Source organism: Marinicella gelatinilytica (assembly GCF_026410405.1).
Taxonomy (GTDB): domain Bacteria; phylum Pseudomonadota; class Gammaproteobacteria; order Xanthomonadales; family Marinicellaceae; genus Marinicella; species Marinicella gelatinilytica.
Genome location: NZ_JAPMLN010000013.1, coordinates 33,682 through 55,842, shown reverse-complemented (window position 1 = coordinate 55,842; position 22,161 = coordinate 33,682). Strand labels below are relative to the sequence as shown.

Here is a 22,161-nt window from a genome sequence, read left to right as displayed (position 1 = left end):
GTCGTTAATGTTGTTTGAGATGGGTGTTTATTCTGTTTAATAAATAATGAAGCCACGGCCAAATTAAAATCACCGTTAGTAACGGTAAAAAATCTTGCCAAACAGGTAAATAGCCAAAACTAACCCAGTCAATAAATAATCGAATGATGACGTCATTAAATAATAACACCAATACCATTAACATCAGTTGCCAAAAAGAGGTCATGCGCAGTTGCTTGGCTGATTTCAGGACTAAAAATGATAAGGCCACTAAAGACATACCGTGTTTGCCCAACAAACTGCCCATCAAAATATCCAATAATAAACCATAAAAAAATGCCAAAAACATGACCGACCGGTTTTGGTCATGTAAAGACCAATAGGCTATCACCATAGCTGCCCATTGTGGCATAAAAAGCTGAACGGTAGATGGCCAGGGTAAAATGGTTAATAATAAAGAAACCAGTAAGCTGAGGTGTACAAGCGCTTGTTGACTTCGGTTATGGTTCATGGCAAAACTTCATCCGGCCAAACCAGAAATACCTCAGTCAGTTGACTCAAGGCGGCTTCAGGCGTGGCATTCGCCACCTGGAAGTCGCGTTGTGCGCTGATGTTGACATCGCTTAATGTGGCTATGGTTAAACCACGTGGAAAGCGGCCGCCAAACCCTGAAGTAATCAAGACATCGCCGGCTTGAATATCGGCACTGATGGGTACTTCTTTTAACTGTAGGTCTTGGCCATGGCCATAGGCCAGGGTTCGTAATCCGGTTCGTAGAATTTCTGCAGGGATAATGTGGGCCGGATCGGTGATAACGATGACATGGGCAAAATGATCAGACAACACATCAACCTGGCCAACCACGCCACCTAAACTGAGCACCGGCTGACCTAAGAATAAGCCATCCGTTTGTCCTTGGTTAATGACGATATGTTGCCTTTTCTGAGTTTGTGCAATGTCAGTGACAAAAGCCACCGAGGTTTTGATGGGCAAATCTTGAGCGGTGTTAAGCATGTCACGTAAGCGTTGGTTTTCAGCCGATAAGGCGGTGTTTCTTTGTGCCTGCAGACGTAATTCCAATAAGTTCTGTTTAAGTTCGTTGTTCTCATCTATGAGCTTAGCTTGACGGGCAACCGCAGTTTCTACTGTTTGGTATATGTGTTGCGGCCATTCCACCACTTTAATGATGGGTAAAGCCAACCAAGACAACCCTTGCCTGATGGGTTGTGTGATTTGGCTGTTTTTGTCAGCCACCATCAGTGCCAGGCAAATAAACTGTAACAAAATAAATCGAAACAGGGGTGATTGCGTTAATTTTTGCTGTTGGCTAAGCGCATCCATGGAATCAAGCACCTACCAATGCTGTTACCGAAAAGGGGCAAAGAAATCAGAACCTTTTTCGTCAATAATATCTAAGGCTTTACCACCGCCTCGTGCCACACATGTCAACGGATCTTCAGCCACAAAAACCGGTAAGCCGGTTTCTTCCATTAATAATTTATCCAGGTTTTTCAATAAAGCGCCACCACCGGTGAGAACAATACCTTGTTCAGCGACATCGGCACACAATTCAGGCGGTGTTTGTTCCAAAGCGGTTTTTACCGCCGCCACCATGCCCGATAAAGGCTCATGTAAAGCTTCAAGTGCTTCATTATTGGTCATGGAGAATTTTCTGGGAACCCCTTCTGCTAAGTTGCGTCCGGATATTTCCATGGATATCTCTTCGTTATCAGGGTAAGCGCAACCAATGCCTTGTTTAATACGTTCAGCCGTTGACTCGCCAATCAAGGTGCCGTAGCTGCGACGCACATAGGCAATAATGGATTCGTCGAACTTATCACCGCCAATTTTCACGGAAGCTGAATAAACAATGCCGTTTAAAGATAAAACAGCCACTTCTGAGGTGCCGCCACCAATGTCGAGCACCATGGAGCCACGGGCTTCATGGATAGGAATGCCAGCGCCAATAGCTGCAGCCATGGGTTCTTCAATTAAAAACACTTCAGAAGCGCCGGCACCTGACGCAGACTCTTCAATGGCGCGACGTTCCACTTGTGTGGAACCGCAGGGTACGCAAATCAGAACCCGTGATGATGGTTTAAGCCATCTGTTGGCATGCACCTTGCGAATAAAGTGCTGCAGCATGGCTGCCGTCATATCAAAATCTGCGATCACACCATCTTTTAATGGGCGAATGGTTTCAATGTTACCCGGTGTACGGCCTAACATCATTTTTGCATCCAGTCCCACCGAAGCGATGTTGACCGGACCGCCACGACCTTGATCCATTCGCACCGCCACCACTGATGGCTCATTCAAAACAATACCGTGATCACGCATATAAATCAAAGTGTTGGCGGTGCCTAAATCGATGGCTAAATCATTAGAAAACAGGCTTCGGATTTTTTTAAACATATTATTTTCGTTTTACATGTGGTTTGCGGAAGTGGCATAATAGCCGGCTGAATGCGACTTGGTCGCCCAAGCACCGAATTATATATGAAACCAACCTTTTAAATGTCAATAAATCGTAAAGAATTAACAGAAATAACCAACTTGGCGAAACTGGATTTAAATACGCAGCAAACCGAGGAAGTTTGTCAGTCATTGAACCAAATCACGGCATTGGTAGAACGCATCAAAAAAGCCGACACGGCACAAGTGGAGCCGATGTTTCACCCTTGTGACTTTTGGATGCCGTTACGGTTAGATGAAGTCACTGAAGATTCTCACAAAGCACAATTGTTGGCATTGGCGGCGCATGCCGATGGGGATTTTTATCTGGTGCCGAAGGTGATTGAATGATTAACCTGAGTTTACGGGAGTTACAGCAGTGTCTGCACAAAAAACAAATCAGTGTGGCTGAATTAGCGAGTGTCTATCTGGATCGATGTCATCAATACAATCCTATTCTCAATGCTTTAGTGCATATTGACGCTGACATAAAACCTGACTATTTACTGGCAGCACAAGTGTCACAAGGACCTCTGGCCGGCATTCCGATTATTCACAAAGACTTATTTTCGACCCAAGGCGTAACAACGACGGCCGGCTCAAAAATGCTGGCTAATTATGTGCCGCCTTTTAATGCCACAGTGGTGTCACAATTGAATCAAGCCGGCATGGTGCAGCTGGCGAAAGCCAACATGGATGAGTTTGCCATGGGCTCATCCAATGAATACTCTGCCTTTGGAGCGGTTAAAAACCCTTGGGATTTACAGCGGGTACCCGGCGGTTCGTCAGGTGGTTCTGCAGCTGCAGTTGCAGCACGATTAGCACCGGTGGCCACCGCTTCTGATACCGGCGGTTCAATCCGACAACCGGCCGCTTTATGTGGTGTGACCGGCATAAAACCCAGTTATGGCAGGGTTTCTCGTTACGGTATGGTGGCTTTTGCGTCCAGTTTAGATCAAGGCGGTGTGATGGCCGTTTCTGCTGATGATTGTGCTTTGGTTTTAACGGCTATGATGGGTCATGATGCAAAAGATTCCACCAGCATAGCGGCAGATAAATGGACATGGCAAGCACCTGAAGATGCCTCAATGAAGGGACTCAAGGTGGGTGTCATTCCTGACTGGCTTGAGCAGTTAGAAGACCAAGACATTAAACAAAGCACCTTGGCGGCATTGGATACATTGGTGGCACAAGGCGCAGAATTGGTTGACGTTGATTTGCCCCATGCCGATTTGGCGGTGGCGGCTTATTATATTTTGGCACCGGCTGAAGCTTCGGCTAATTTAGCACGTTTTGACGGCATTCGCTTTGGTCAGCAAAGTGACGGGAAAAGTGACGATGTTAATGACATGTACCGTAAAAACCGAAGCGCAGGCTTTGGTGCTGAGGTTCAGCGACGCATTATGCTCGGTACTTGGGCGCTCTCTTCAGGTTATTACGATGATTACTATTGCCGGGCACAGCGTATTCGCCGTTTAATTAGTGAAGATTTTAAACAAGCATTTTCTCAGGTGGATGTGATGGCGGTTCCGGTGTCACCGGAAGTGGCTTTTAAGCACGGTACAAAAAGTGATGGGGTCAGTATGTATCAGGCTGATCAATTTACCATTCCTGCGTCATTAGCCGGTTTGCCTTGTCTGAGTATGCCGATTCAACCGGCACGTAATCTGCCGGTTGGGCTACAATTAATTGGTCCTTACTTTAATGAACAAGTCATTTTAACGACTGCCGCAAAGTATCAGTTGGTGACTGATTATCACCAGCACATGCCGGAGGCCTTTTTATGAGTCAACAGCAATGGGATGTGGTGATTGGCCTTGAAATCCATGTGCGCCTGGCATTGAAAAGTAAGCTGTTTTCCGGTGCGTCAGCACAATATGGCGCAACACCGAATAGTCAAGTGAGCTTTTTGGATGCGGCTTTACCGGGCACCTTGCCGGTGGTTAACAGTAAAGCCATTGAATATGCCTTGCGTTTTGGTTTGTCCATTGATGCGGAGATTCCCGAGGTTACCCGCTTTGCCCGTAAGAATTATTTTTACCCCGATTTACCCAAAGGCTATCAAATCAGTCAGATGGATGACCCGATTGTTGGCCGTGGCCGGATTGAAATTGACACTGGTAAAGGGCGCAAATCGGTCAATATTACCCGCGCTCATCTTGAGGAAGACGCCGGTAAATCCATTCATGACCAATATGATGATTGGACTGCCATCGATTTGAATCGGGCCGGTACAGCATTAATCGAAGTGGTCTCAGAACCTGAATTATATAGTGCCAAAGAAGCGGTGGCTTATATGCGCGCCATCTATAATCGCGTCACCTTTTTAGGCATTTGTGACGGTAATCTACAAGAAGGCTCGTTCCGTTGTGATGCCAATGTGTCACTGAAGCCCAAAGGTGGTGAAACCTTAGGTACCCGTGCTGAAGTAAAAAATCTCAATTCATTTAGATTTATTGAAAAAGCCATCAATTTTGAAATAAAACGCCAGGCTAAATTATTAGAAAGTGGTGAAAAAGTGGTCCAAGAGACACGGCTATATGATGCGGAACAAGATGTCACCCGCTCTATGCGCGGTAAAGAAGATGCCAATGATTACCGATATTTTCCGGACCCCGATTTGCCGGCCTTAAAGATTACCGCCGACATGCTTGATAAGCAACGGGCGTCGATGCCGGAGTTGCCGGAAGCTAAATTACAGCGTTATATCCAGGAATGGAACTTGCCTGAAGATAATGCCGCTCAATTGGCTTATGACGTGGCCATGTCGGGTTTTTTTGAACATAGCCAAGCGTTGACCAAAGCCACTGCAGCTGATAATGCCAAGTTTTTAATCACCGATTTTAATGCGTTGCTTAATGAGCAAAGTAGTGACATGATTGGAAGTCAAATTTCTGCCGAAAACTATGCCGGTTTATTGGATGCCATGGCGTCAGCGCAGATATCGCGTAAAATAGCGAAACAGGTGTTAACCGACATGTGGCATACGGGCAAATCGGCACAAACCATTATTGAGGCTCAAGGTTTGGCACAAATTTCTGACAGCAACGCCTTAAAAACCATCATTCAACAAGTGGTGGACAACAACCCAAAGCAAGTAGAGCAGTACCGCTCAGGTAATGAGAAAATGTTCAACTTTTTTATCGGGCAGGTCATGAAGCAGACCAAAGGACAAGCTAACCCGGTACAAACCAAACAAATTTTAGAGGAATTATTAAGCAATGAGTAGAGCATTAATCTGTGGCTCCATGGCCTTTGATAACATCATGGTTTTTGAGGATGAATTTGCCAACCATATTTTGCCCGATCAAATTCATAAGTTAAATATTTCTTTTATGGTGCCGAGCCTGAGTCGGGTGTTTGGTGGTGTTGCCGGTAACATTGCCTATAATTTAAAAATGATTGGTGGCAAGCCGGTGCCCATGGGCACAGTGGGCAGTGATTTTGAAACCTATGAGCAACGCTTAAAAGAGCTGGATATAAGCTTAGAGGCCATTAAGGTTAAAGAGGATCAATTTACCCCACAAGCCTACATCACCACCGATTTGAAAAATAACCAAATCACCGCCTTTCATCCCGGCGCCATGAATTTTTCCCATGAAAATAATGTAAAAAACTATCAAGACATTTGCATCGGTCTGGTGGGCCCGGACGGCCGTGATGGCATGATTCAACATGCCCAAGAATTTTATGATGCCGGTATTCCGTTTATATTTGACCCGGGTCAGGCGATGCCCCTGTTTGATGGTGATGATTTGCGCCAGTTTATCGAGCAAGCCACCTGGATGGCGACCAATGATTATGAATATGAAATGGTTCATAACCGCACCGGCATGGACGCCAAAGAAATTGCTCAGCACATGGAAGCCTTGTTTGTGACCCGCGGCGGTAATGGTTCTGAGATTTACACCGATAACACCATGTACCATATTCCGGTGGTAGAAGCTGAAAAGGTGGTGGATCCCACAGGTTGTGGCGATGCCTATCGAGCCGGTTTATTATTTGGTTTGATGAATAAATTAGATTATCAAACCATTGGTCGTATTGCTTCATTACTGGGAAGCATAAAAATTGCCAGTGCCGGAACGCAGAATCATTACATATCCGAAAAAGACTTTCATGCGAGATTTGTAGAAGAGTTTGGTTATAGTTTCGACTGAGAAAATAAGATGTAAATGCGAAGCATTGCAGTACCGACGTAGGCTGGTAACCAGTGTCTTTAGGGATAATCTTCGCGTTGCAGGTGAATTTTGAGACGCTCACGCCTTAGAATTTCACCTGCGCCTTTGTACTCCATCTACAAATTTTCCCTCAGCTCCGGGGTTTGAATTTGCCCTTACCCGTCGTTTTGAAGCTGTAACGCATAGATTATGGGCGCCTGCCTCAAAAATTCAGTTGTAATTGGTGTTTAAGTAAAACTTTTCTCAAAACCTGAAAAAACACAAAGTTATTAATGGTTTAATGTTGTCTTCCGAGAGTCTGTGAATTATTACTTGTGTAAGCGGGGATTTTTTGAAACAATAATAGCAGTTTAAATTTATTTTATCATCATGTTAGATCGAGATGGTTTTCGCCCCAATGTGGGTATCATCTTGCTTGATGATGACGGACAGGTTTTTTGGGCCAAACGTACCCGTGGGTCCGGTTGGCAATTTCCTCAAGGCGGTATAAATAATGATGAAACCGCAGAGGAAGCCATGTTTAGGGAATTATATGAAGAAATTGGTTTAAAGCCAAAACATGTGGATGTTTTAGGGTGCACGCCCGGATGGTTGCATTACCAATTGCCTAAAAAATTTCAGAAAAAGGGTTCTGACCCTTTATTCGTCGGACAGAAGCAAGTGTATTATTTGCTCAGGCTACTTGAGCATGAGTCAAAGGTGGATTTTAATTGCACCACCTCGCCGGAATTCCAGTGTTACCGTTGGGTCGATTTTTGGTACCCGGCTCATAATGTTATTCATTTTAAACGCAAGGTCTATAAGCGGGCTTTACGGCATTTGGCACCGTTGGTGAAATCATGAGTATCGCCTTAGTTATCACCGACCGGCCCAGTGATGAGTTGGCGCATTTGCTGCGACAAATGTTACCCGATGTCACCATTCAGCAATGGCCTGATATCACTGAACCTGAGACGGTAACTTTGGCTGTTTTGTGGCAGCACCCACCCGGCATTACGAATAATTACCCAAACCTCAAAGCGGTGACGTCTTTGGGTGCCGGTATGGATCACATCATTGCCGATAAGGCCATTGGTGATCGCTATCAACAATGGCGTATCATGACCCCTTCTTTACAGCAACGTATGGCACAATATGTGCTTGCTTATGTATTGCGAGATTGGCGTAATTTGACAGCCTATGAACAACAGCAGCAAGATCAAAAGTGGCAAGTATTAGAAACCGACGCCACCCCAACGGTGGGTTTTTTGGGTTTAGGTGCTTTGGGTGAGTTTGTCGCCGATCGATGCCTTGATTTGGGTTTTAAAACCGTTGCTTGGACACGTCAGCAAAAACATCCAAAACATCCGTGTTTTCATGGTCAATCAGGCTTGAAAAAGGTTTGCCAAAGCAGTGATTATCTGGTGGTTTTGGTGCCGTTAAATAGAGACACGCAAGCAATTATTAATAACAAAACCTTATCTTGGTGTCAGCCGCATACGATGCTGATTAATGTCGGTCGCGGTGGCCATGTGAATGAAGATGACTTAATTAAGTCGTTAGACAAGGGTGTTATTCGGCAGGCGGTTTTAGATGTGTTTGTAACAGAACCATTACCTGATGACCATGCTTTTTGGCGACATCCTAAAGTAATCTTGTCACCGCATATTTCGGCCCGTTCTGACGACAATCAAACAGCCGCCGTAATTGTTGATTATTACCGTGGTTTAACCCAGATGTTAGATTGAACATCTATTTCCCAAATGCTGCCCTGCATGGCATAACCCAATGCCTCTGTTAATAAGCGGCTATTTACGGTTTTACCGGGATTCGAATTGTGTTGACTAATCGTCGGTGGTTTCAAGCCGATTGATTTCGCCATTTTCGGATAATATTCACCTTTCGTTGGGTGTTCATGATGGCAGGCGTTGATTGTCATGTTACCTATGTTTTGCTCGATAATAAACCAATATACACCCACCGCATCCACCAAGGGTAATAAATTTACCGGCGCGTGTGGTGAGGGTATGGGCTTATCTCTAAAAAACCGACCCGGATGGCGGCCTGGTCCAATTAGCCCACCGCAGCGTATCACCGTTGTTTCGGGATGTTGTTGCAGGCATTGTTCAATGAGATACAGCGGATGGTCTGTAATAACTTGTTTACTGTCTTCAGCATGGGTTTTACTGTCGTTGGGATAAACAGATGTTGAAGAGGTGAACAGTATTTTTAAATCAGGGAATTGTTCGAGATGTTTTATCAGCGATTGGTGGGCGTTCAGCTGTTTGCTGGTGGTGGCGATAATTAAGGTATCGATACTGGCTAAAAAAGGCAGCTCATCACCCAACTCATAAATGACACAATTAAATCCTTGGTCAATGAGTTGTTGCTGTTTTTCAGAATCTCTGGTGGTTAAGGTGATTTGACCCTTGGCACGCCATGCGCGTGCCATGGCTTGCGCCAGCCAGCCACTGCCGATGATACCGATGTTCATTATTTAGGCTTTTGGTAAGGTCACACCGCGCTGTCCTTGATATTTTCCGGCACGATCTTTGTAAGACACATCACAGACTTCATCCGATTGGAAAAATAAAAACTGTGCAACGCCTTCACCGGCGTAGATTTTGGCGGGTAAAGAGGTGGTATTGGAAAACTCCAAAGTGACATGGCCTTCCCATTCGGGTTCTAAGGGGGTGACATTAACGATGATACCACAGCGGGCATAGGTGGATTTACCTAAACATATGGTCAAAATATCCCGTGGTATTTTCAAATACTCAACGGTTCGCGCTAAACAAAAAGAATTCGGCGGAATAATGCAGACATCGGATTTAACATCTACGAAACTCTTAGAATCGAAGTTTTTCGGATCAACTACGGCTGAGTTAATGTTGTGGAAAATTTTAAATTCATCGGCACAGCGGACATCATAGCCATAGCTGGAAGTGCCATAGGAAATTAATCGTTCATTGTTGGCGTTGGTTTTAACTTGGTTGGGCTCAAAGGGACTGATTAAATCGTGATCTTTGGCCATTCGGCGTATCCAGTGGTCTGATTTGATGCTCATGGTGTTTATATTGTGTTCAATTTAAGGCTGAAACCTGATTTGAGTAACAGCGGTTGTTTGGCTAAATTTTGAGCTGTTCGCAGTGCGATCATCTGACCCAATTCGGTGTGGCTTTTCTTTTTTCCCCAAACATTCTTGGGTTGGCCTGAATCCATATGTTCCCGGATAGATATGTTAAGAGGTACTTGGCCGAGTAGATCGATGTTGAATTCTTTCGCCATTTTAGTGCCGCCATGTTGGCCGAACAAAGGTGTTTCATGACCGCAATTTTCACAAATGAATGTACTCATGTTTTCGATAACACCCAATACCGGAATATCGACTTTATTAAACATAGCCAAGGCTTTTTGTGCGTCTATCAGAGAGATGTCTTGGGGTGTTGTTACAATAACCGCGGCGGTCACCGGTATTTTTTGAATCATGGTTAACTGAATGTCACCGGTTCCGGGCGGTAAATCCATGATTAAGTAATCTAAATCATGCCACCGGGTATCGCCAATTAATTGCATCAACGCCTTAGTGACCATGGCGCCACGCCAAATAGCCGGGTCTTTTTCATCCAAAATATAACCTAAGGACATACTTTGAATGCCATCGGCATCAACCGGTAAGAATGAGTTATTGTCAGGTGTTTGCGGTTTTTCATGGCGGCCCAACATTTTTGGAATACTCGGGCCATATATATCGGCATCTAAAATACCTACTGAAGCGCCTAAATTCTGTAAACTTTTGGCTAACATAACACTCATGGTGGATTTGCCGACGCCACCTTTTCCGGAAGCCACTGCAATGATGTTTTTGACGCCTTTAAGTGGTTCAATGTTTTTTTTGACTTGATGGCTGCGGATGCTGGTTTTGGCTTTAACCTTTTTTAAATCCAATAATCCTGCTAACTCTTTTTGGTACTGCTTTTGGTACGGTTTAATTGGAAACCTGAATTCAACGTCCTTGTCATGGTCGGTTTTGACCACGGATGAACCAAAGGCTTGGCCGCTGATAGGGTCTATGAGTTGTGAAATGTCAGTCATGATTTGACTCCTTAATTTTTGGGCTTACTTGATTAATCAATGACAGTGTAGATGGGTCCAAATGAAGCTGATTTAAAGAGCCGGTGGTGACATATTCTTGAATTTGCTTGGCCAATGTTTTACCAAGCTCAACACCCGGCTGGTCAAAGCAGTTAATGTCCCAAATTACTGATTGGGTATAAACCATGTGTTCATACATCGCCAGTAGTTCGCCTAAGGCCACGGCATCCATGCGTTTCATTAATAGGGTGGTGCTGGGCTTATTACCGGGACAGCCGGCCATGCTGCTGTCTTCTTCGCGACCCTGCATTAAGGCGGCACCTTGTGCCAACATATTGTAAAGTAAAAACTGTTGGTTGGGACTGTCGTCGATAACACCAATAAAATCTAAAGGCAGGGCGTCCAAGCCTTGATGAAACGCTTGAAAAAAAGCATGTTGAGACAATTGGCCATGATCACCGAACACCCAGGGCGCGGTGGCGTAATCTATTATTTGACCGGCATTGTTATGCATTTTTCCGGTACTTTCCATCATAAGCTGTTGTAACCATTGGGGTAAGCAGCGTAAACGCGCATCATAAGGCAAGCATCCATAAGCGGATAATTGCATATAATTCCGATACCAGACAGCCAGCAAAGCCATGGTGACTGGTAAATTTCCAGGTAATGGTGCTTGTCGGAAATGGCAGTCCATTTTATAAGCACCGACTAACAGGTTTTTAAAAGCCTTTTTACCGGCTGCCATAACAATGGGAAAACCAATCGCGGACCACAGCGAAAACCGACCGCCGATGTTGTCATCAAAAGCTAATATCATGTCATCGGGGATGCCGTGTTGGCGGGCTTTTTCAGGTTTTGCGGTAATCGCCATAAGTGATGATTGGCCTGCTTGTGGCTGATAACCGCTACACGCTCTTAATTTGCTTTCAATGGCGCGAGCATTCATTAAAGTTTCAACGGTGCCAAAGCTTTTAGAGCTGATACAAAATAAGCAATGCTCTATGTCAATGGTTCGGAATAATTGGTTGATTAACGAATCATCAACACTGGCGGCAAAATACACCGGAATTCGGCTTTCGCTTTGTAGTTCAGTTAACGCCTCAATCACCAGGCGCGGGCCTAAGTATGAGCCGCCTATACCAATATTGACCCACTGTTTAACGGGTTTGCCAAAAGCGGTTTTAATGTGTTGGCTATCAATGCGGTCGGCTAAATTAAACATGGCAGTTAAATTGGCTTGATAATCACTGTGGTGCGGATCGCGCAGAGCGGTGTGTCCGGCAGTTGACTGCTCAGTGTGATTGACTTGTTTGCCGTTAAAAAGTTTTTCGATGGCCTCCTGAAGTTGGCAGCTTTCTGCTAACTGATGAAGTAAATCAAGAGAGTTGTTGTCAAGCCAGTTTTTGGATAAATCCAAGTATAATGATTCGGTTTCTAAATGAAATTGCTGGTGACGCTGGGGATTGTTCGCCCACAATTGTTGTAGATTTTTGATGTGCGGTGAAGCGGCTGCCTGGTTTAGCAGCTTGTGTAAGGATGGGTTTTGCATGGTCCTGTGCGTGGGCAAATATTGGCCAACTATTTTAGCAGATATGCAAAAAAAAACCCATCCAAATTGGATGGGTTAAATACGATATTTTACTTTTGTGCCCTGGTTTGGTCTTGGAGTTTGAAATGATTTACTCTAAAACTGAATCCAATCTTACGCTAAAATTGGCAGTAATGCAACAGTCTTTTTGCTTTTTGTTTAAAAAATGCAACAAATAGAACGGAGTGTTGCAAAAAAACAACGCTTTTATCTGTTGGTTCGGATTATTTGTTGTATTTTTTTGCTTTCTAAGATGTTTCTCTGGTGTTGCAAATTGTGGCAGCATGATTTGTTTAGCATCATGGCACGTTTTGCTGCTAACGGTAATCGCTGAGGTTTGATGTCCAGTAAAGGCCGCATCACAAAGCACCTTTCCGCCAAAAATAGATGCGGTAATTGTAGTTGCTGGCGCACAAATGGCCGGTTCTCATAATAAAGAATATCAATATCTATGCAACGACTGTGCCACCGCTGATTGATTTGGCGGGTCATTAGCTGATACTCAATGCGTTTAATTTGCTTTAAAAGTGCCAAAGGGCTTAAACCAGTCTTTATGGCAATGACGGTGTTGATAAAGTCAGCTTGGTCGGTGACACCCCAGGGTTTGGTTTTATACCAGGGTGCGACTTTTATAATGCGGGTGTTAGCTATACGGGCAATGTGCTTAGTGGCAGTGGTTATTTGTTTGGGTGGTTGACCTTGATTGCTACCAAGACCTAAATAGACCCGGTAATCATTCGCCATGAATCGTGAGTTGATAGTTGATGGTGCGTTTTTTACGCTTACCATAAATCAGACTTTTAATGGCTTCAGGCGGCATGTTTTGGATTTGTGTCCAGAAATCGGCTTCTTTGTTTAAATGGTTGTCTACTTGATGACGCAACAGTAAAAAATCGTAGCCGGCTCGGAATCTGGGGTGATGCAAGGTGGAATAGATGCCTTTACCGAACATTTTTTTGAAACGCAATTGTAATATCCACATTTGTCGAACACCGTTTTGAATGGCGCGCGGAATCATCAGATGTTTTTGTTGTTGACTTAATACTTGTCCGGCCGCTTGATGAAGCGCATCATGAGGTGATCTGCCCTGACCTCGGTATAATTCGTATAAATGCACACATGATGGCCATAAAATACAGGCAGTGAGGAATACCGGGGTAACTGATAAACCATTTTTTAAGCGTTCGTCGGTGTTGTTAAAAGCATGAACCAGTAAATCATGCCAAGATTGATGGCTGAGGTGTTTAACAGCATCCGGAAACAGTATCTCGAACAAATCCAACGCACATAATTTGTGATAGGCGGCTGCCATATTGCCACAATGAAACATTTTAACGGTTTCATCAAACAGCCTGGCAATTGGGACCTGATGTAATAAGTGACGATGAGCGGTTATTTGGTGAGCCATTTCCGGCGGTAATGTCAGCCCTAGTTTGGTTTCAAAACGCACGGCTCGAAGCATCCGCACAGGATCTTCGATAAAGCGTTGATCTGCTTGACCGATGAGTTTTAACTCGCCGCGCTCCAAATCATCAATACCACCAACAAAATCCAATACTGCACGATTTTCGATGTCGTAATATAAGGCGTTGCAGGTAAAATCACGGCGTATGGCGTCTTGTTCTATGGTGCCATAGACATTGTCTCGAATGATTTGGCCTTTTTTAAGTACCCGGTCACCACTGTCTGAGCCGCGAAAAGTGGCAATTTCATAAACCTGGCTGCCCATGTAAATATGCGCTAAACGAAAACGGCGACCAATTAATCGACACTGGCCTTTAAAGACCTGCTTGACATTTTCAGGGGTGGCATCGGTGGCAATATCAAAGTCTTTGGGGTGAAGGCCCAGTAATAAATCACGCACAGCACCGCCCACCAAGTAGGCTTCATAACCGGCATCGGTTAATTTACGTATAATTTTTTTTACGGCATTGTTAATTTCGTCATGAGGCAGATGATGCTGACCTTGACGGTATGTAATGGGGTTCTTATTTAGCAAGTTAGGTGGTTTCGTTATATTGGCTTATAGTATAATTGGGAATTATATCAAATCAAGGAGCCATTGAATGACTTTTGTCGTCACCGAAGCCTGTATTAAGTGTAAATACACCGACTGTGTTGAGGTTTGCCCGGTCGATTGTTTTCACGAAGGCCCTAATTTTTTAGTGATTGATCCCGAAGAATGTATTGATTGCACTTTATGTGAGCCTGAATGTCCGGTGGATGCCATTTTCCCGGAAGATGATTTGCCGGCCGGCCAAGAAAAATTTCTCGCCATTAATGCTGAATTGTCGCCTAAGTGGCCGGTTATAACCGCCATGATAGATGCCCCTGAAGATGCTGATGAATGGGCGCAAGTTGAAGATAAAATCCATTTGTTAGATCGCGGCGAAGATGATTGAGTTGACGTTAGTCTAGCCGGCACCCGGTCAGCGGGTGCCGGTGGCCACCTCTAAGAGTTATCGTCGATTGCCGCATTAAACAAATGACTGAACAAGTCATCGACCACAAAGGCAGAAGGCGCTTTGAAGTCTAAGGTCTGAACCCAGATTTGTTGTTTTTGAGGTAGTTTTAAGCAGGTCAGAACATATTGGCCGGAACGGTCAATATATCGGCTTTTAAATGTAAACAGCTTTTTAAAGAAGCCTTGATCATCAACCATTTTGTTAATCGGATCGTCATAATGCAGGGTCACTTGACAGTCCGCTTCATTGGCATCAATAATAAACCAATGCTCACCAAAATCACCATTCATTAATTGCCAGGCATCTTTGTTGTTAAATAATTCCATGGTGGGAACGCCATCGGCATCAATAATAACCACATTTTCATCGCTGCTTCGGCGTTTGGCAAAAGCCATTTCCGGTGGCGGGACAGCAATGCCAGTCAGTGCCTGGTTATCGGTTTTAATGTCAGGGATGGCTAATTGACCGGTGTCCTGTGGTAAATCAAGTCCTTCAACTTCTTGCAGTGGCTTGACTTGCTGGGCTTCTAAATAAGGTTCTTCCTTAACCATGCGCCCACAAGCACTCAATAAAATGAATAAGCTCAATAGAATAAGACTTTTGCCGAATTTGATGTTTAATTTCATGTTTGTGTAAACTCCTGTTCAATGGCGCCCAAATGTTGCTTTAACTGTGCTTGGTTTAGTGGCATAAGTTGTAATGGACGGCGGATGCCGGATGATAGCATTTTTGCAGCCGCCATAACAGCTTTTATGGGGCCGGGATTAGGCTCATGGCCAAGTAATTGATAGAGGGCTTCTAAAGATTGGTTGATGTCTTGGGCTTTAGCCATGTCACCTAATACCATGGCATGGCAGATTTGCTGGATGGCCAAAGGACGCACATTGGCGGCCACGCTAATCACGCCTTGGGCACCTTCACGCATGGCTTGGAAGAAGCTGTTGTCATCGCCCGATAGTACCGCAAAATTATCTATTTTGGCCAATTGCGCTATGCGCTCCATATCCGCTTTGGCTTCTTTTATGCCAATAATGTTTGGGTGTTTGGCCAACTCTTTTGTGGTTTTAGTTTGTAAGTCATTGCCGGTTCTTGTTGGCACGTTATATAGTAAAATAGGTATTGGGCTGGCATCAGCAATGGCTAAAAAATGGTCTTTTAAGGCCTGTTGTGTTAACCGTAAATAATAAGGCGTAACCACCAAAGCAACTTGCACACCACAGTCTGCTGCTTGCTGATTATTAACCATAACCTGATCAGGAGAAATGGCTCCGGTACCGGCGACCACCAACGTGTTGCTGTCGCCGCAGTATTTTATGGCACGGGCCCATAGTTGTTGTGTTTCTTGGGTGTTTAATAACGCAGACTCTCCGGTGGTGCCGGAAATAATGAGTGCAGGTGTTTTGATTTTAATGTGCCAATCAAGTAAGGTTTGATATTGGTCCCAATTAATCTCACCATTCTCGTGCATGGGTGTGACCAAAGCCACCATAGCGCCGGATAACTCGTGGGCATGAAGGGGAGATTGACGATTTTGACCCATAAAAACTTGTACTTAGTGTTTAAAGAGCCATAATTATAGGGTTTTTTGGAAATAATATGAAAGAAACCATGCTAAAAATTGAAGACAATATAATGCAAACGCCTGTTTTGCTCACCAACGGAGCCACCTCCTCATTGGCACAGATGGTTGAAAACTATGTATGTATATTTTTCTATCCACGAGCCAATACCCCCGGATGTAGTCAGGAAAGCCAGGACTTTAGTGCGGCTTATTCGGCATTTACCGAATTGGGCTGTGAAATAATCGGAGTTTCTGCAGATAGTCTAAAAAAACAGCAAAACTTTAAAGAAAAGTTCAATATGCCATTTCAATTGGTGGCTGATACCGAAGAGGTGCTTTGTCGTGCTTTCGATGTAATCAAAGAAAAAAACATGTATGGAAAAAAATTCATGGGTATTGAGCGCAGTACTTTTGTGCTTAATGCACAAGGTGACGTGGTATTGTCCTGGCGAAAAGTTAAAGTAAAAGGTCACGTAGAAGACGTGTTGCAGCAAGTCAAACAGCTAATCAATGAAAATTGAAGATTTCTTAAATTCAGATGGCTGCTGTTGCTGTCATAATGGACATCGATTAGGTATAATTGACCGCAACAATAAAGGAGATCTTGGCATGGATTATGTATCGTGTTAAATCAGTAGAAAACTTCACGAGAATGGTTCGATGTTTTGCCAATCAGCGTCAGACGGCTTATCAATAAAGTGACTATCCATTGCAATTCATCAGTGAATGAGTGAAATTTCAGCACTTTTTCAATGGATCAAGTATTACGCCAAGGTCTCAAAACCACATTAGAATAAAATAGGAATAAAAATGACTCAGAAAATCGTTGTAATTAAAGGAGACGGCATCGGGCCGGAAATTATGGATGCCACTTTGGCCGTATTAGATGGTTTGGATCTTGATTTTGAATACGAATTTAAAGAAGCCGGCTTAGCGGCATTGGAAAGCCAAAATGATTTATTGCCACAAGATACGCTGGATGCCATTTCTACACATGGTGTCTGCTTAAAAGGCCCATTGACAACACCGGTCGGTAAAGGTTTTAGTTCCATTAATGTGGCCATGCGTCGTTACTTTAAGTTATATGCCAATGTGCGACCTGTCATTACATTTCCCGGTACCATGGCGCGCTATGAAAACATTGATATTTTAACGGTACGTGAAAATACCGAAGGGGCTTATTTAAGTGAAGGTCAAACCATCAATGCCGAACGCACCATTGCGGAATCAAAAATTATTGTAACCCGCGAAGCTTCTGAAAATATTGTTCGCTATGCGTTTGACCTGGCTCAAAAAGCAGGTCGTAAAAAAGTCACGGCAGTTCACAAGGCCAATATTATGAAAACCACTTCCGGTTTGTTTTTGGAAGTGGCTCAAGAAGTGGCCAAGGAATATCCTGACATTAAGTTCAATACCTTGATTGTTGATAATGCCTGTATGCAACTGGTTATGAACCCCGAACAGTTCGATGTTATTGTGACCACAAATTTATTCGGCGATATTATTTCTGATATTTGTGCCGGTTTGGTTGGTGGTCTCGGTTTGGCGCCGGGTGCGAATATTGGTAAAGATGTGGCTATGTTCGAAGCCGTACATGGCTCAGCACCTGATATTGCCGGTAAAAAAATTGCTAATCCGACCTCATTGATTTTAGCCTCGGCCATGATGGTTGAACATTTGGGCCATGTGGATAAAGCAAACCAAATTAGACAAGCCATCACAGACACCATCGGAGCGAAAGACTGTCTGACCGGTGATATGGGTGGCCAGGCGAAAACAGCAGAATTTACCCAGGCTGTTATCAGTCGTTTGTAAGTAATAGAGGCCTCAAATTGATTAACACTAAAGCCCGAAAGTCATATCGGGCTTTGGTCAAAAAATTGTAATTCTGGTTAATATGTTGCGCTATTACAACATTATGGGCTTAAACGTGAATTATTTGAGTTATATGTACACATTAAATTGACTTTATGTTGTTTTTTTGCAAAAATCACATCCATTAATATATTAAATTACCGTTAAACGTCAAATTGATGAAATTGTTCCTATCCTTATTTGTTGTGTTGCTATCTGTGAACCAGGCGTCACAAGCCACACCATTGACAAGTCCGTCAGCAGTGCCCATCATGGATTTGGGTCACTGGCGCGGTGATATTGCGGCTCGAATTTACCCGAATTTTTATCGTCAGTTGAATATTTCCCCCACGGCAGAATTCCCTCAGGCTGTCAGTTTTGCCGGTGCTAAATATTACTTTTCACAGGAACGACTGAATCACCTGGGTGATTTGATGGATGGTAAAAATTACTTCTTTACCTTTGATTACGAGAAATCATTTATCAAACCGGCCAGCTTCTCTGACAATCTCTTTGAAATTGATCAATTGTTATTTACTGACCGTGAGCAGTATAGTCGGCGTATATTTGCACCCGGGGTGGCTTTTCAGTTATCTGAACAGTCACAATTTAATTTTGCGGTGTTGTTTGCGCAACAAAATTATTCCGATATTAATTTCTTAGCGTCACCTATTTTGACCTATGGTCAGTTGGATATGTATCCAGTTAGCTACACGGAAACCAGCAATGGTCTAGGTGTTAACTTAGGACTTGAGCATAGTCTCAATCGTTGGCTGTCTTTTGAAACCAGTTATCAGTCAAAAATTGATATGGACGGGTTTAGTCAGCTATTAGGTGTGCAAGCGGACCCGGCTGATTTTGACATTCCGGCAAGTATAGACGTCGCCTTTAATCTTCAAATAACCGCTCAAGATAGTTTTCAGTTTATTGCCCGGCATAACTATTACAGTGATGTTAACGCATTCGTGTCGCGTTCATACCCTGATATTTTCTTAAGTTTCTTGAATGACATGGAAAGCCCTGAGTTTAAGTGGGCGGACCAAACCGTCTTTGCAGTGGGTTATAACCACACCTTTAAGCAAGGTACACAGTTCAACATAGAATATTCAGGACGACAGCAGCCACCGGCCACTGATGCTGATTTGACCACGATTTTAAAAGCCATTTCGGCAGACTACAGCGTACGCATAGGGATGACCACCCATATTTTAGGTGGACAGTTAGATTTATACGCCAGTTATGCGCCACAACCATTGAATTTTGGCCGCACTGATTTTGGTAGGGTCAGCAGTGCTTTTGAGGGCCGTCATACAGAAGCGGTACTCTCTTGGCTTAAAACTTTCTAAGTTTTTTTCTCTGAGTAATTCTTTTCAGGATATCTTTTTAGACGTGGGTTCTGTCGCGTTCTGACATATAATTGCCATTATGAACGTATTCACTAGTTGGTTTAAAAGAAATTTCTCTGATCCGCAAATCGTCATCTTGACCATGGCTTTGCTGGTCAGTTTCGTTTTTATTATATATTTTGGTCGTGCTTTGGCGCCGTTCTTAGCCAGCATTGTGGTGGCCTATTTGTTAGAAAGTGTGATTGCGCGCTTGGAGCGACTTAAGGTGCCTCGGGTGGTGGCCGTTGGTGTTGTGTTCTTGGTGTTTGTGGCTGTGATGTTCATTTTATTGGTTTGGTTGGTACCAAAACTAATTACGCAGGTAACTCAATTAGTGCAAGCCTTGCCCAATTATTTTTCAACCGGTATGGACTTTATGCGTGCTTTACCGGAAAAATATCCGCATCTAATCCAACCAGAACAAGTTCAAGGGCTCATTAACAAGGTCACCGGTGAGGTAACCATAATTGGCCAGCAAATTTTAGGCAAAACAGTGTCATCTGTATTTAGTGCCTTCTCGATTGCCGTATTTTTAGTGGTGATGCCGATTTTAGTTTTTTTTCTGTTAAAAGATAAACAGCAGATATTAGCTTGGTTACGACAATTCATTCCGCGCGACTCTAAATTGACGCTGTCGGTTTGGCATGAAGTGGATGTTCAGATTGGTAATTATGTTCGGGGCAAAGCTTTTGAGATATTGCTGGTTGGTTTAATTACTTACATTGTGTTTGTGTTTTTGGATTTGGACTATGCCATCTTGTTGGCAACACTGACAGGGTTTTCTGTGTTGGTACCTTTTATTGGTGCTGTGGCAGTGACATTTCCAATTGCTTTGGTAGCCTTTGTACAATTTGGCTGGTCACCTTCATTTGCTTATGTCATGATATCTTATGGTGTGATTCAGATTTTGGACGGCAATGCTTTGGTGCCATGGCTTTTTTCTGAAGTTAACAATCTGCATCCGGTGGCGATTATTGTGGCGGTGTTGTTCTTTGGTGGTGTTTGGGGCTTTTGGGGGGTGTTTTTTGCCATCCCGCTGGCAACTTTAGTCAACGCCATTATTCAATCTTGGCCCAGAACACTATTGGCCACCGATATAGACCGTTCTTAAATTATCGCAACAAAGAGTTGAGTTCGTTGTTACGAACTTTTGCATTTAAGTCATCAAAACCACCCACATGGGTGCCATTAATAAAAATTTGAGGGACCGACGTGCGGCCGCTTTTTTCCATCATTATGGCTCTTTGTTCTGGGTCTTTGTCGACCATAATTTCTTGGTAATCCAAGTTTTGGCTTGTCAATAAGTTTTTAGCAGCCACGCAGAAAGGGCATATTCGGGTGCTGTAAACGATGATTTCATTTTTCATTTTTTTTACATACAATGTTTAGGCTTGGGTAAACCGGCATATTTACTGGCATAGCGTACCGGTCCGTCTGGAAATAATCGGTATAAATAACGTGAGTCAATGTCATCATGAAGTCGTAATCTCAGTACCTTAATTAACAACCGCATAGGTGGTGTATCTCCGGTCTCTTGGTAAATATCGCGAACCGCCATAATAATTTCCAAGTGTTTTTCAGTCAATATTAAACCATCTTTTTGCGCAAAAATGTCAGCCACTTCTGGACTCCAGTCAGCGGCGTTTTGCAAATGGCCATGTTGGTCAATTCTGAGCTCAGTTATTTCCATGTGTGTGTTTTATCGTGTTCAGCGATCAAGGTCAACCATTGTTGATAATTGACATGTGCGATGTCGTCGTCACGTGAAGGTTTGTTTGTCAGCCAGAAACACCGGGCACTCAGAATGTCGTGTTGAGCCATTAATTGTTGTTGCGCACTGCGATTGAATGTACCGTAAATAAGCAACGCATCATCAGCGGCTAAATAATGCAAACGCCGTTGGCAGTGCGTAAGGTTTTGCCATTTGTATTGGTGAAGTGTGCTCATGAGATAAAGTCGGCTTGTTGGATGAGTTTGTGAAAATGTTGCTGACTGATGTTGTCCTGACGGCTGTTCAGGAACTTAAAATCGCGGGCACCATATAAAGGTAAAGCTTGCCATTGTTGATACAAGTTCTGGTGGTCCTCTATCAGCAGGTCGCTGTTGTTATGAAATACAATGTCCACGGTATGGTCAAAATTGAGTAATGCCAGTATCAGGAGATGTGTTTGTTGTAGCCTTTGTATATCCTGGTCAGGTGTAATATTGAATAAAGTCCGCATTAAATAATCTCCACAATACGATCAGCTTGTTCCATTAACACGACCCAAGGTGCCATGCCGATAACCGTAAAGGGTGGTTCAAGTAATTCATCGCAGAGATTATGTTGTTCCACCATGGTGCGACAAATATATAAAGGGATGTTGCTGAAAGACAACCATTGAGCTTGTTGTTTCGGATCGGCAATGATCTTGGCGGCAGATCCGTAGAAAAACAGACCAATCACTTCATGCTTTTCTGCTGAGGCCGTTACCAATTTGCGGGCATGCGCAACAGCTTGTTGCCAGTTGTCGGTGGGGTTGATTAATAAACAAAGACGCATATTTCTATAGATAGCTAACCGGTTAACGTAAAATAAGTAATCGTTATTGAATTTAAGCGTAAATTAACAGTCTAAATT

Annotated in this window: 26 protein-coding genes and 1 pseudogene; 11 read left to right on the top strand and 16 right to left on the bottom strand. The window is 43.7% G+C overall.

The window, feature by feature from the left end; translation table 11 throughout:
- Positions 1-4: 4 nt before the first annotated feature.
- The 3 genes from mreD to OS173_RS09355 are packed head-to-tail and all read right to left on the bottom strand — an operon-like array spanning position 5 to position 2,394.
- Positions 5-490 carry a rod shape-determining protein MreD gene (gene mreD / locus OS173_RS09365; protein WP_267184019.1) on the bottom strand — a complete coding sequence of 162 codons (486 nt, stop codon included), beginning with the start codon at positions 488-490 and terminating at the stop codon, positions 5-7.
- On the bottom strand, positions 487-1,332 hold the full coding sequence (mreC, locus tag OS173_RS09360; protein ID WP_267184018.1) for a rod shape-determining protein MreC: 846 nt from the start codon (positions 1,330-1,332) through the stop codon (positions 487-489). Before mreC ends, mreD begins: the two co-directional genes overlap by 4 nt.
- A gap of 12 nt (positions 1,333-1,344) precedes the next feature.
- Positions 1,345-2,394, bottom strand: a complete 1,050-nt coding sequence (locus OS173_RS09355) for a rod shape-determining protein (RefSeq protein WP_267184017.1) — start codon at positions 2,392-2,394, stop codon at positions 1,345-1,347.
- Between the two features lie 102 nt (positions 2,395-2,496).
- Here OS173_RS09355 and gatC point away from each other — a divergent pair, with 102 nt between their 5' ends.
- The 6 genes and pseudogenes from gatC to OS173_RS09325 all read left to right on the top strand — a co-directional run bounded on the left by gatC (position 2,497) and on the right by OS173_RS09325 (position 8,341).
- A complete protein-coding gene (gene gatC / locus OS173_RS09350) occupies positions 2,497-2,784 on the top strand; it encodes an Asp-tRNA(Asn)/Glu-tRNA(Gln) amidotransferase subunit GatC (protein ID WP_267184016.1) in 288 nt (95 codons plus the stop codon).
- Positions 2,781-4,220: an Asp-tRNA(Asn)/Glu-tRNA(Gln) amidotransferase subunit GatA gene (gene gatA / locus OS173_RS09345; protein WP_267184015.1), complete on the top strand. Its 1,440-nt coding sequence runs from the start codon at positions 2,781-2,783 to the stop codon at positions 4,218-4,220. Before gatC ends, gatA begins: the two co-directional genes overlap by 4 nt.
- Positions 4,217-5,662, top strand: a complete 1,446-nt coding sequence (gene gatB, locus OS173_RS09340) for an Asp-tRNA(Asn)/Glu-tRNA(Gln) amidotransferase subunit GatB (protein WP_267184014.1) — start codon at positions 4,217-4,219, stop codon at positions 5,660-5,662. The genes gatA and gatB overlap by 4 nt, the downstream gene beginning before the upstream one ends.
- Positions 5,655-6,593 carry a carbohydrate kinase family protein gene (locus tag OS173_RS09335; RefSeq protein WP_267184013.1) on the top strand — a complete coding sequence of 313 codons (939 nt, stop codon included), beginning with the start codon at positions 5,655-5,657 and terminating at the stop codon, positions 6,591-6,593. Before gatB ends, OS173_RS09335 begins: the two co-directional genes overlap by 8 nt.
- Before the next feature lie 390 nt (positions 6,594-6,983).
- A pseudogene (locus OS173_RS09330) lies at positions 6,984-7,451 on the top strand (RNA pyrophosphohydrolase); the annotation flags it as partial.
- Positions 7,452-7,453: 2 nt separating this feature from the next.
- Entirely contained in the window at positions 7,454-8,341 is an 888-nt protein-coding gene (locus OS173_RS09325) for an NAD(P)-dependent oxidoreductase (RefSeq protein WP_267184011.1), read from the top strand.
- Here OS173_RS09325 and OS173_RS09320 read toward each other — a convergent pair.
- From OS173_RS09320 to pcnB, 6 genes are all read right to left on the bottom strand, one after another.
- Positions 8,311-9,087, bottom strand: a complete 777-nt coding sequence (locus OS173_RS09320) for a Rossmann-fold NAD(P)-binding domain-containing protein (RefSeq protein WP_267184010.1) — start codon at positions 9,085-9,087, stop codon at positions 8,311-8,313. The genes OS173_RS09325 and OS173_RS09320 overlap by 31 nt on opposite strands.
- 3 nt (positions 9,088-9,090) lie before the next feature.
- A complete protein-coding gene (dcd, locus tag OS173_RS09315) occupies positions 9,091-9,660 on the bottom strand; it encodes a dCTP deaminase (protein WP_267184009.1) in 570 nt (189 codons plus the stop codon).
- A 5-nt stretch (positions 9,661-9,665) separates the two neighbouring features.
- A complete protein-coding gene (apbC, locus tag OS173_RS09310) occupies positions 9,666-10,688 on the bottom strand; it encodes an iron-sulfur cluster carrier protein ApbC (RefSeq protein WP_267184008.1) in 1,023 nt (340 codons plus the stop codon).
- Positions 10,681-12,237: a glucose-6-phosphate isomerase gene (pgi, locus tag OS173_RS09305; protein WP_267184007.1), complete on the bottom strand. Its 1,557-nt coding sequence runs from the start codon at positions 12,235-12,237 to the stop codon at positions 10,681-10,683. The genes apbC and pgi overlap by 8 nt, the downstream gene beginning before the upstream one ends.
- 246 nt (positions 12,238-12,483) lie before the next feature.
- A complete protein-coding gene (folK, locus tag OS173_RS09300) occupies positions 12,484-13,020 on the bottom strand; it encodes a 2-amino-4-hydroxy-6-hydroxymethyldihydropteridine diphosphokinase (RefSeq protein WP_267184006.1) in 537 nt (178 codons plus the stop codon).
- The gene (pcnB, locus tag OS173_RS09295; protein ID WP_267184005.1) at positions 13,010-14,275 is read right to left on the bottom strand and encodes a polynucleotide adenylyltransferase PcnB; all 1,266 of its coding nucleotides are present in this window, start codon (positions 14,273-14,275) and stop codon (positions 13,010-13,012) included. Before pcnB ends, folK begins: the two co-directional genes overlap by 11 nt.
- A gap of 67 nt (positions 14,276-14,342) precedes the next feature.
- Here pcnB and fdxA point away from each other — a divergent pair, with 67 nt between their 5' ends.
- Positions 14,343-14,678, top strand: a complete 336-nt coding sequence (gene fdxA, locus OS173_RS09290; RefSeq protein ID WP_267184004.1) for a ferredoxin FdxA — start codon at positions 14,343-14,345, stop codon at positions 14,676-14,678.
- Positions 14,679-14,728: 50 nt separating this feature from the next.
- Here the strand turns inward: fdxA and OS173_RS09285 are convergent, their stop codons facing one another.
- Both OS173_RS09285 and dapA read right to left on the bottom strand, forming a co-directional pair.
- Positions 14,729-15,367 carry a hypothetical protein gene (locus tag OS173_RS09285; protein WP_267184003.1) on the bottom strand — a complete coding sequence of 213 codons (639 nt, stop codon included), beginning with the start codon at positions 15,365-15,367 and terminating at the stop codon, positions 14,729-14,731.
- Positions 15,364-16,281, bottom strand: a complete 918-nt coding sequence (dapA, locus tag OS173_RS09280; protein ID WP_267184002.1) for a 4-hydroxy-tetrahydrodipicolinate synthase — start codon at positions 16,279-16,281, stop codon at positions 15,364-15,366. Before dapA ends, OS173_RS09285 begins: the two co-directional genes overlap by 4 nt.
- A gap of 56 nt (positions 16,282-16,337) precedes the next feature.
- On the opposite strand from dapA, the gene OS173_RS09275 reads away from it, so the two are divergent.
- The 4 genes from OS173_RS09275 to OS173_RS09260 all read left to right on the top strand — a co-directional run bounded on the left by OS173_RS09275 (position 16,338) and on the right by OS173_RS09260 (position 20,652).
- Positions 16,338-16,823 carry a peroxiredoxin gene (locus tag OS173_RS09275; protein WP_267184001.1) on the top strand — a complete coding sequence of 162 codons (486 nt, stop codon included), beginning with the start codon at positions 16,338-16,340 and terminating at the stop codon, positions 16,821-16,823.
- Positions 16,824-17,112: 289 nt separating this feature from the next.
- Positions 17,113-18,117, top strand: coding sequence for an isocitrate dehydrogenase (locus OS173_RS09270; protein ID WP_267184000.1), 1,005 nt, complete (start codon positions 17,113-17,115; stop codon positions 18,115-18,117).
- A 218-nt stretch (positions 18,118-18,335) separates the two neighbouring features.
- On the top strand, positions 18,336-19,502 hold the full coding sequence (locus OS173_RS09265; protein ID WP_267183999.1) for a hypothetical protein: 1,167 nt from the start codon (positions 18,336-18,338) through the stop codon (positions 19,500-19,502).
- Between the two features lie 79 nt (positions 19,503-19,581).
- Positions 19,582-20,652, top strand: coding sequence for an AI-2E family transporter (locus OS173_RS09260; RefSeq protein ID WP_267183998.1), 1,071 nt, complete (start codon positions 19,582-19,584; stop codon positions 20,650-20,652).
- Position 20,653: 1 nt separating this feature from the next.
- Here OS173_RS09260 and grxC read toward each other — a convergent pair whose 3' ends face one another.
- Genes grxC through OS173_RS09235 form a run of 5 tightly spaced genes read right to left on the bottom strand, consistent with a single transcriptional unit; the run spans position 20,654 to position 22,083 of the window.
- Positions 20,654-20,908: a glutaredoxin 3 gene (gene grxC, locus OS173_RS09255; RefSeq protein WP_267183997.1), complete on the bottom strand. Its 255-nt coding sequence runs from the start codon at positions 20,906-20,908 to the stop codon at positions 20,654-20,656.
- Between the two features lie 5 nt (positions 20,909-20,913).
- The gene (locus OS173_RS09250; RefSeq protein WP_267183996.1) at positions 20,914-21,231 is read right to left on the bottom strand and encodes a TusE/DsrC/DsvC family sulfur relay protein; all 318 of its coding nucleotides are present in this window, start codon (positions 21,229-21,231) and stop codon (positions 20,914-20,916) included.
- A complete protein-coding gene (locus tag OS173_RS09245) occupies positions 21,222-21,488 on the bottom strand; it encodes a hypothetical protein (RefSeq protein WP_267183995.1) in 267 nt (88 codons plus the stop codon). Before OS173_RS09245 ends, OS173_RS09250 begins: the two co-directional genes overlap by 10 nt.
- Complete coding sequence (locus OS173_RS09240) at positions 21,485-21,763, bottom strand: hypothetical protein (RefSeq protein WP_267183994.1); 279 nt, start codon at positions 21,761-21,763, stop codon at positions 21,485-21,487. Before OS173_RS09240 ends, OS173_RS09245 begins: the two co-directional genes overlap by 4 nt.
- Positions 21,763-22,083 carry a DsrE family protein gene (locus OS173_RS09235; protein ID WP_267183993.1) on the bottom strand — a complete coding sequence of 107 codons (321 nt, stop codon included), beginning with the start codon at positions 22,081-22,083 and terminating at the stop codon, positions 21,763-21,765. Before OS173_RS09235 ends, OS173_RS09240 begins: the two co-directional genes overlap by 1 nt.
- Between the last annotated feature and the right edge of the window lie 78 nt (positions 22,084-22,161).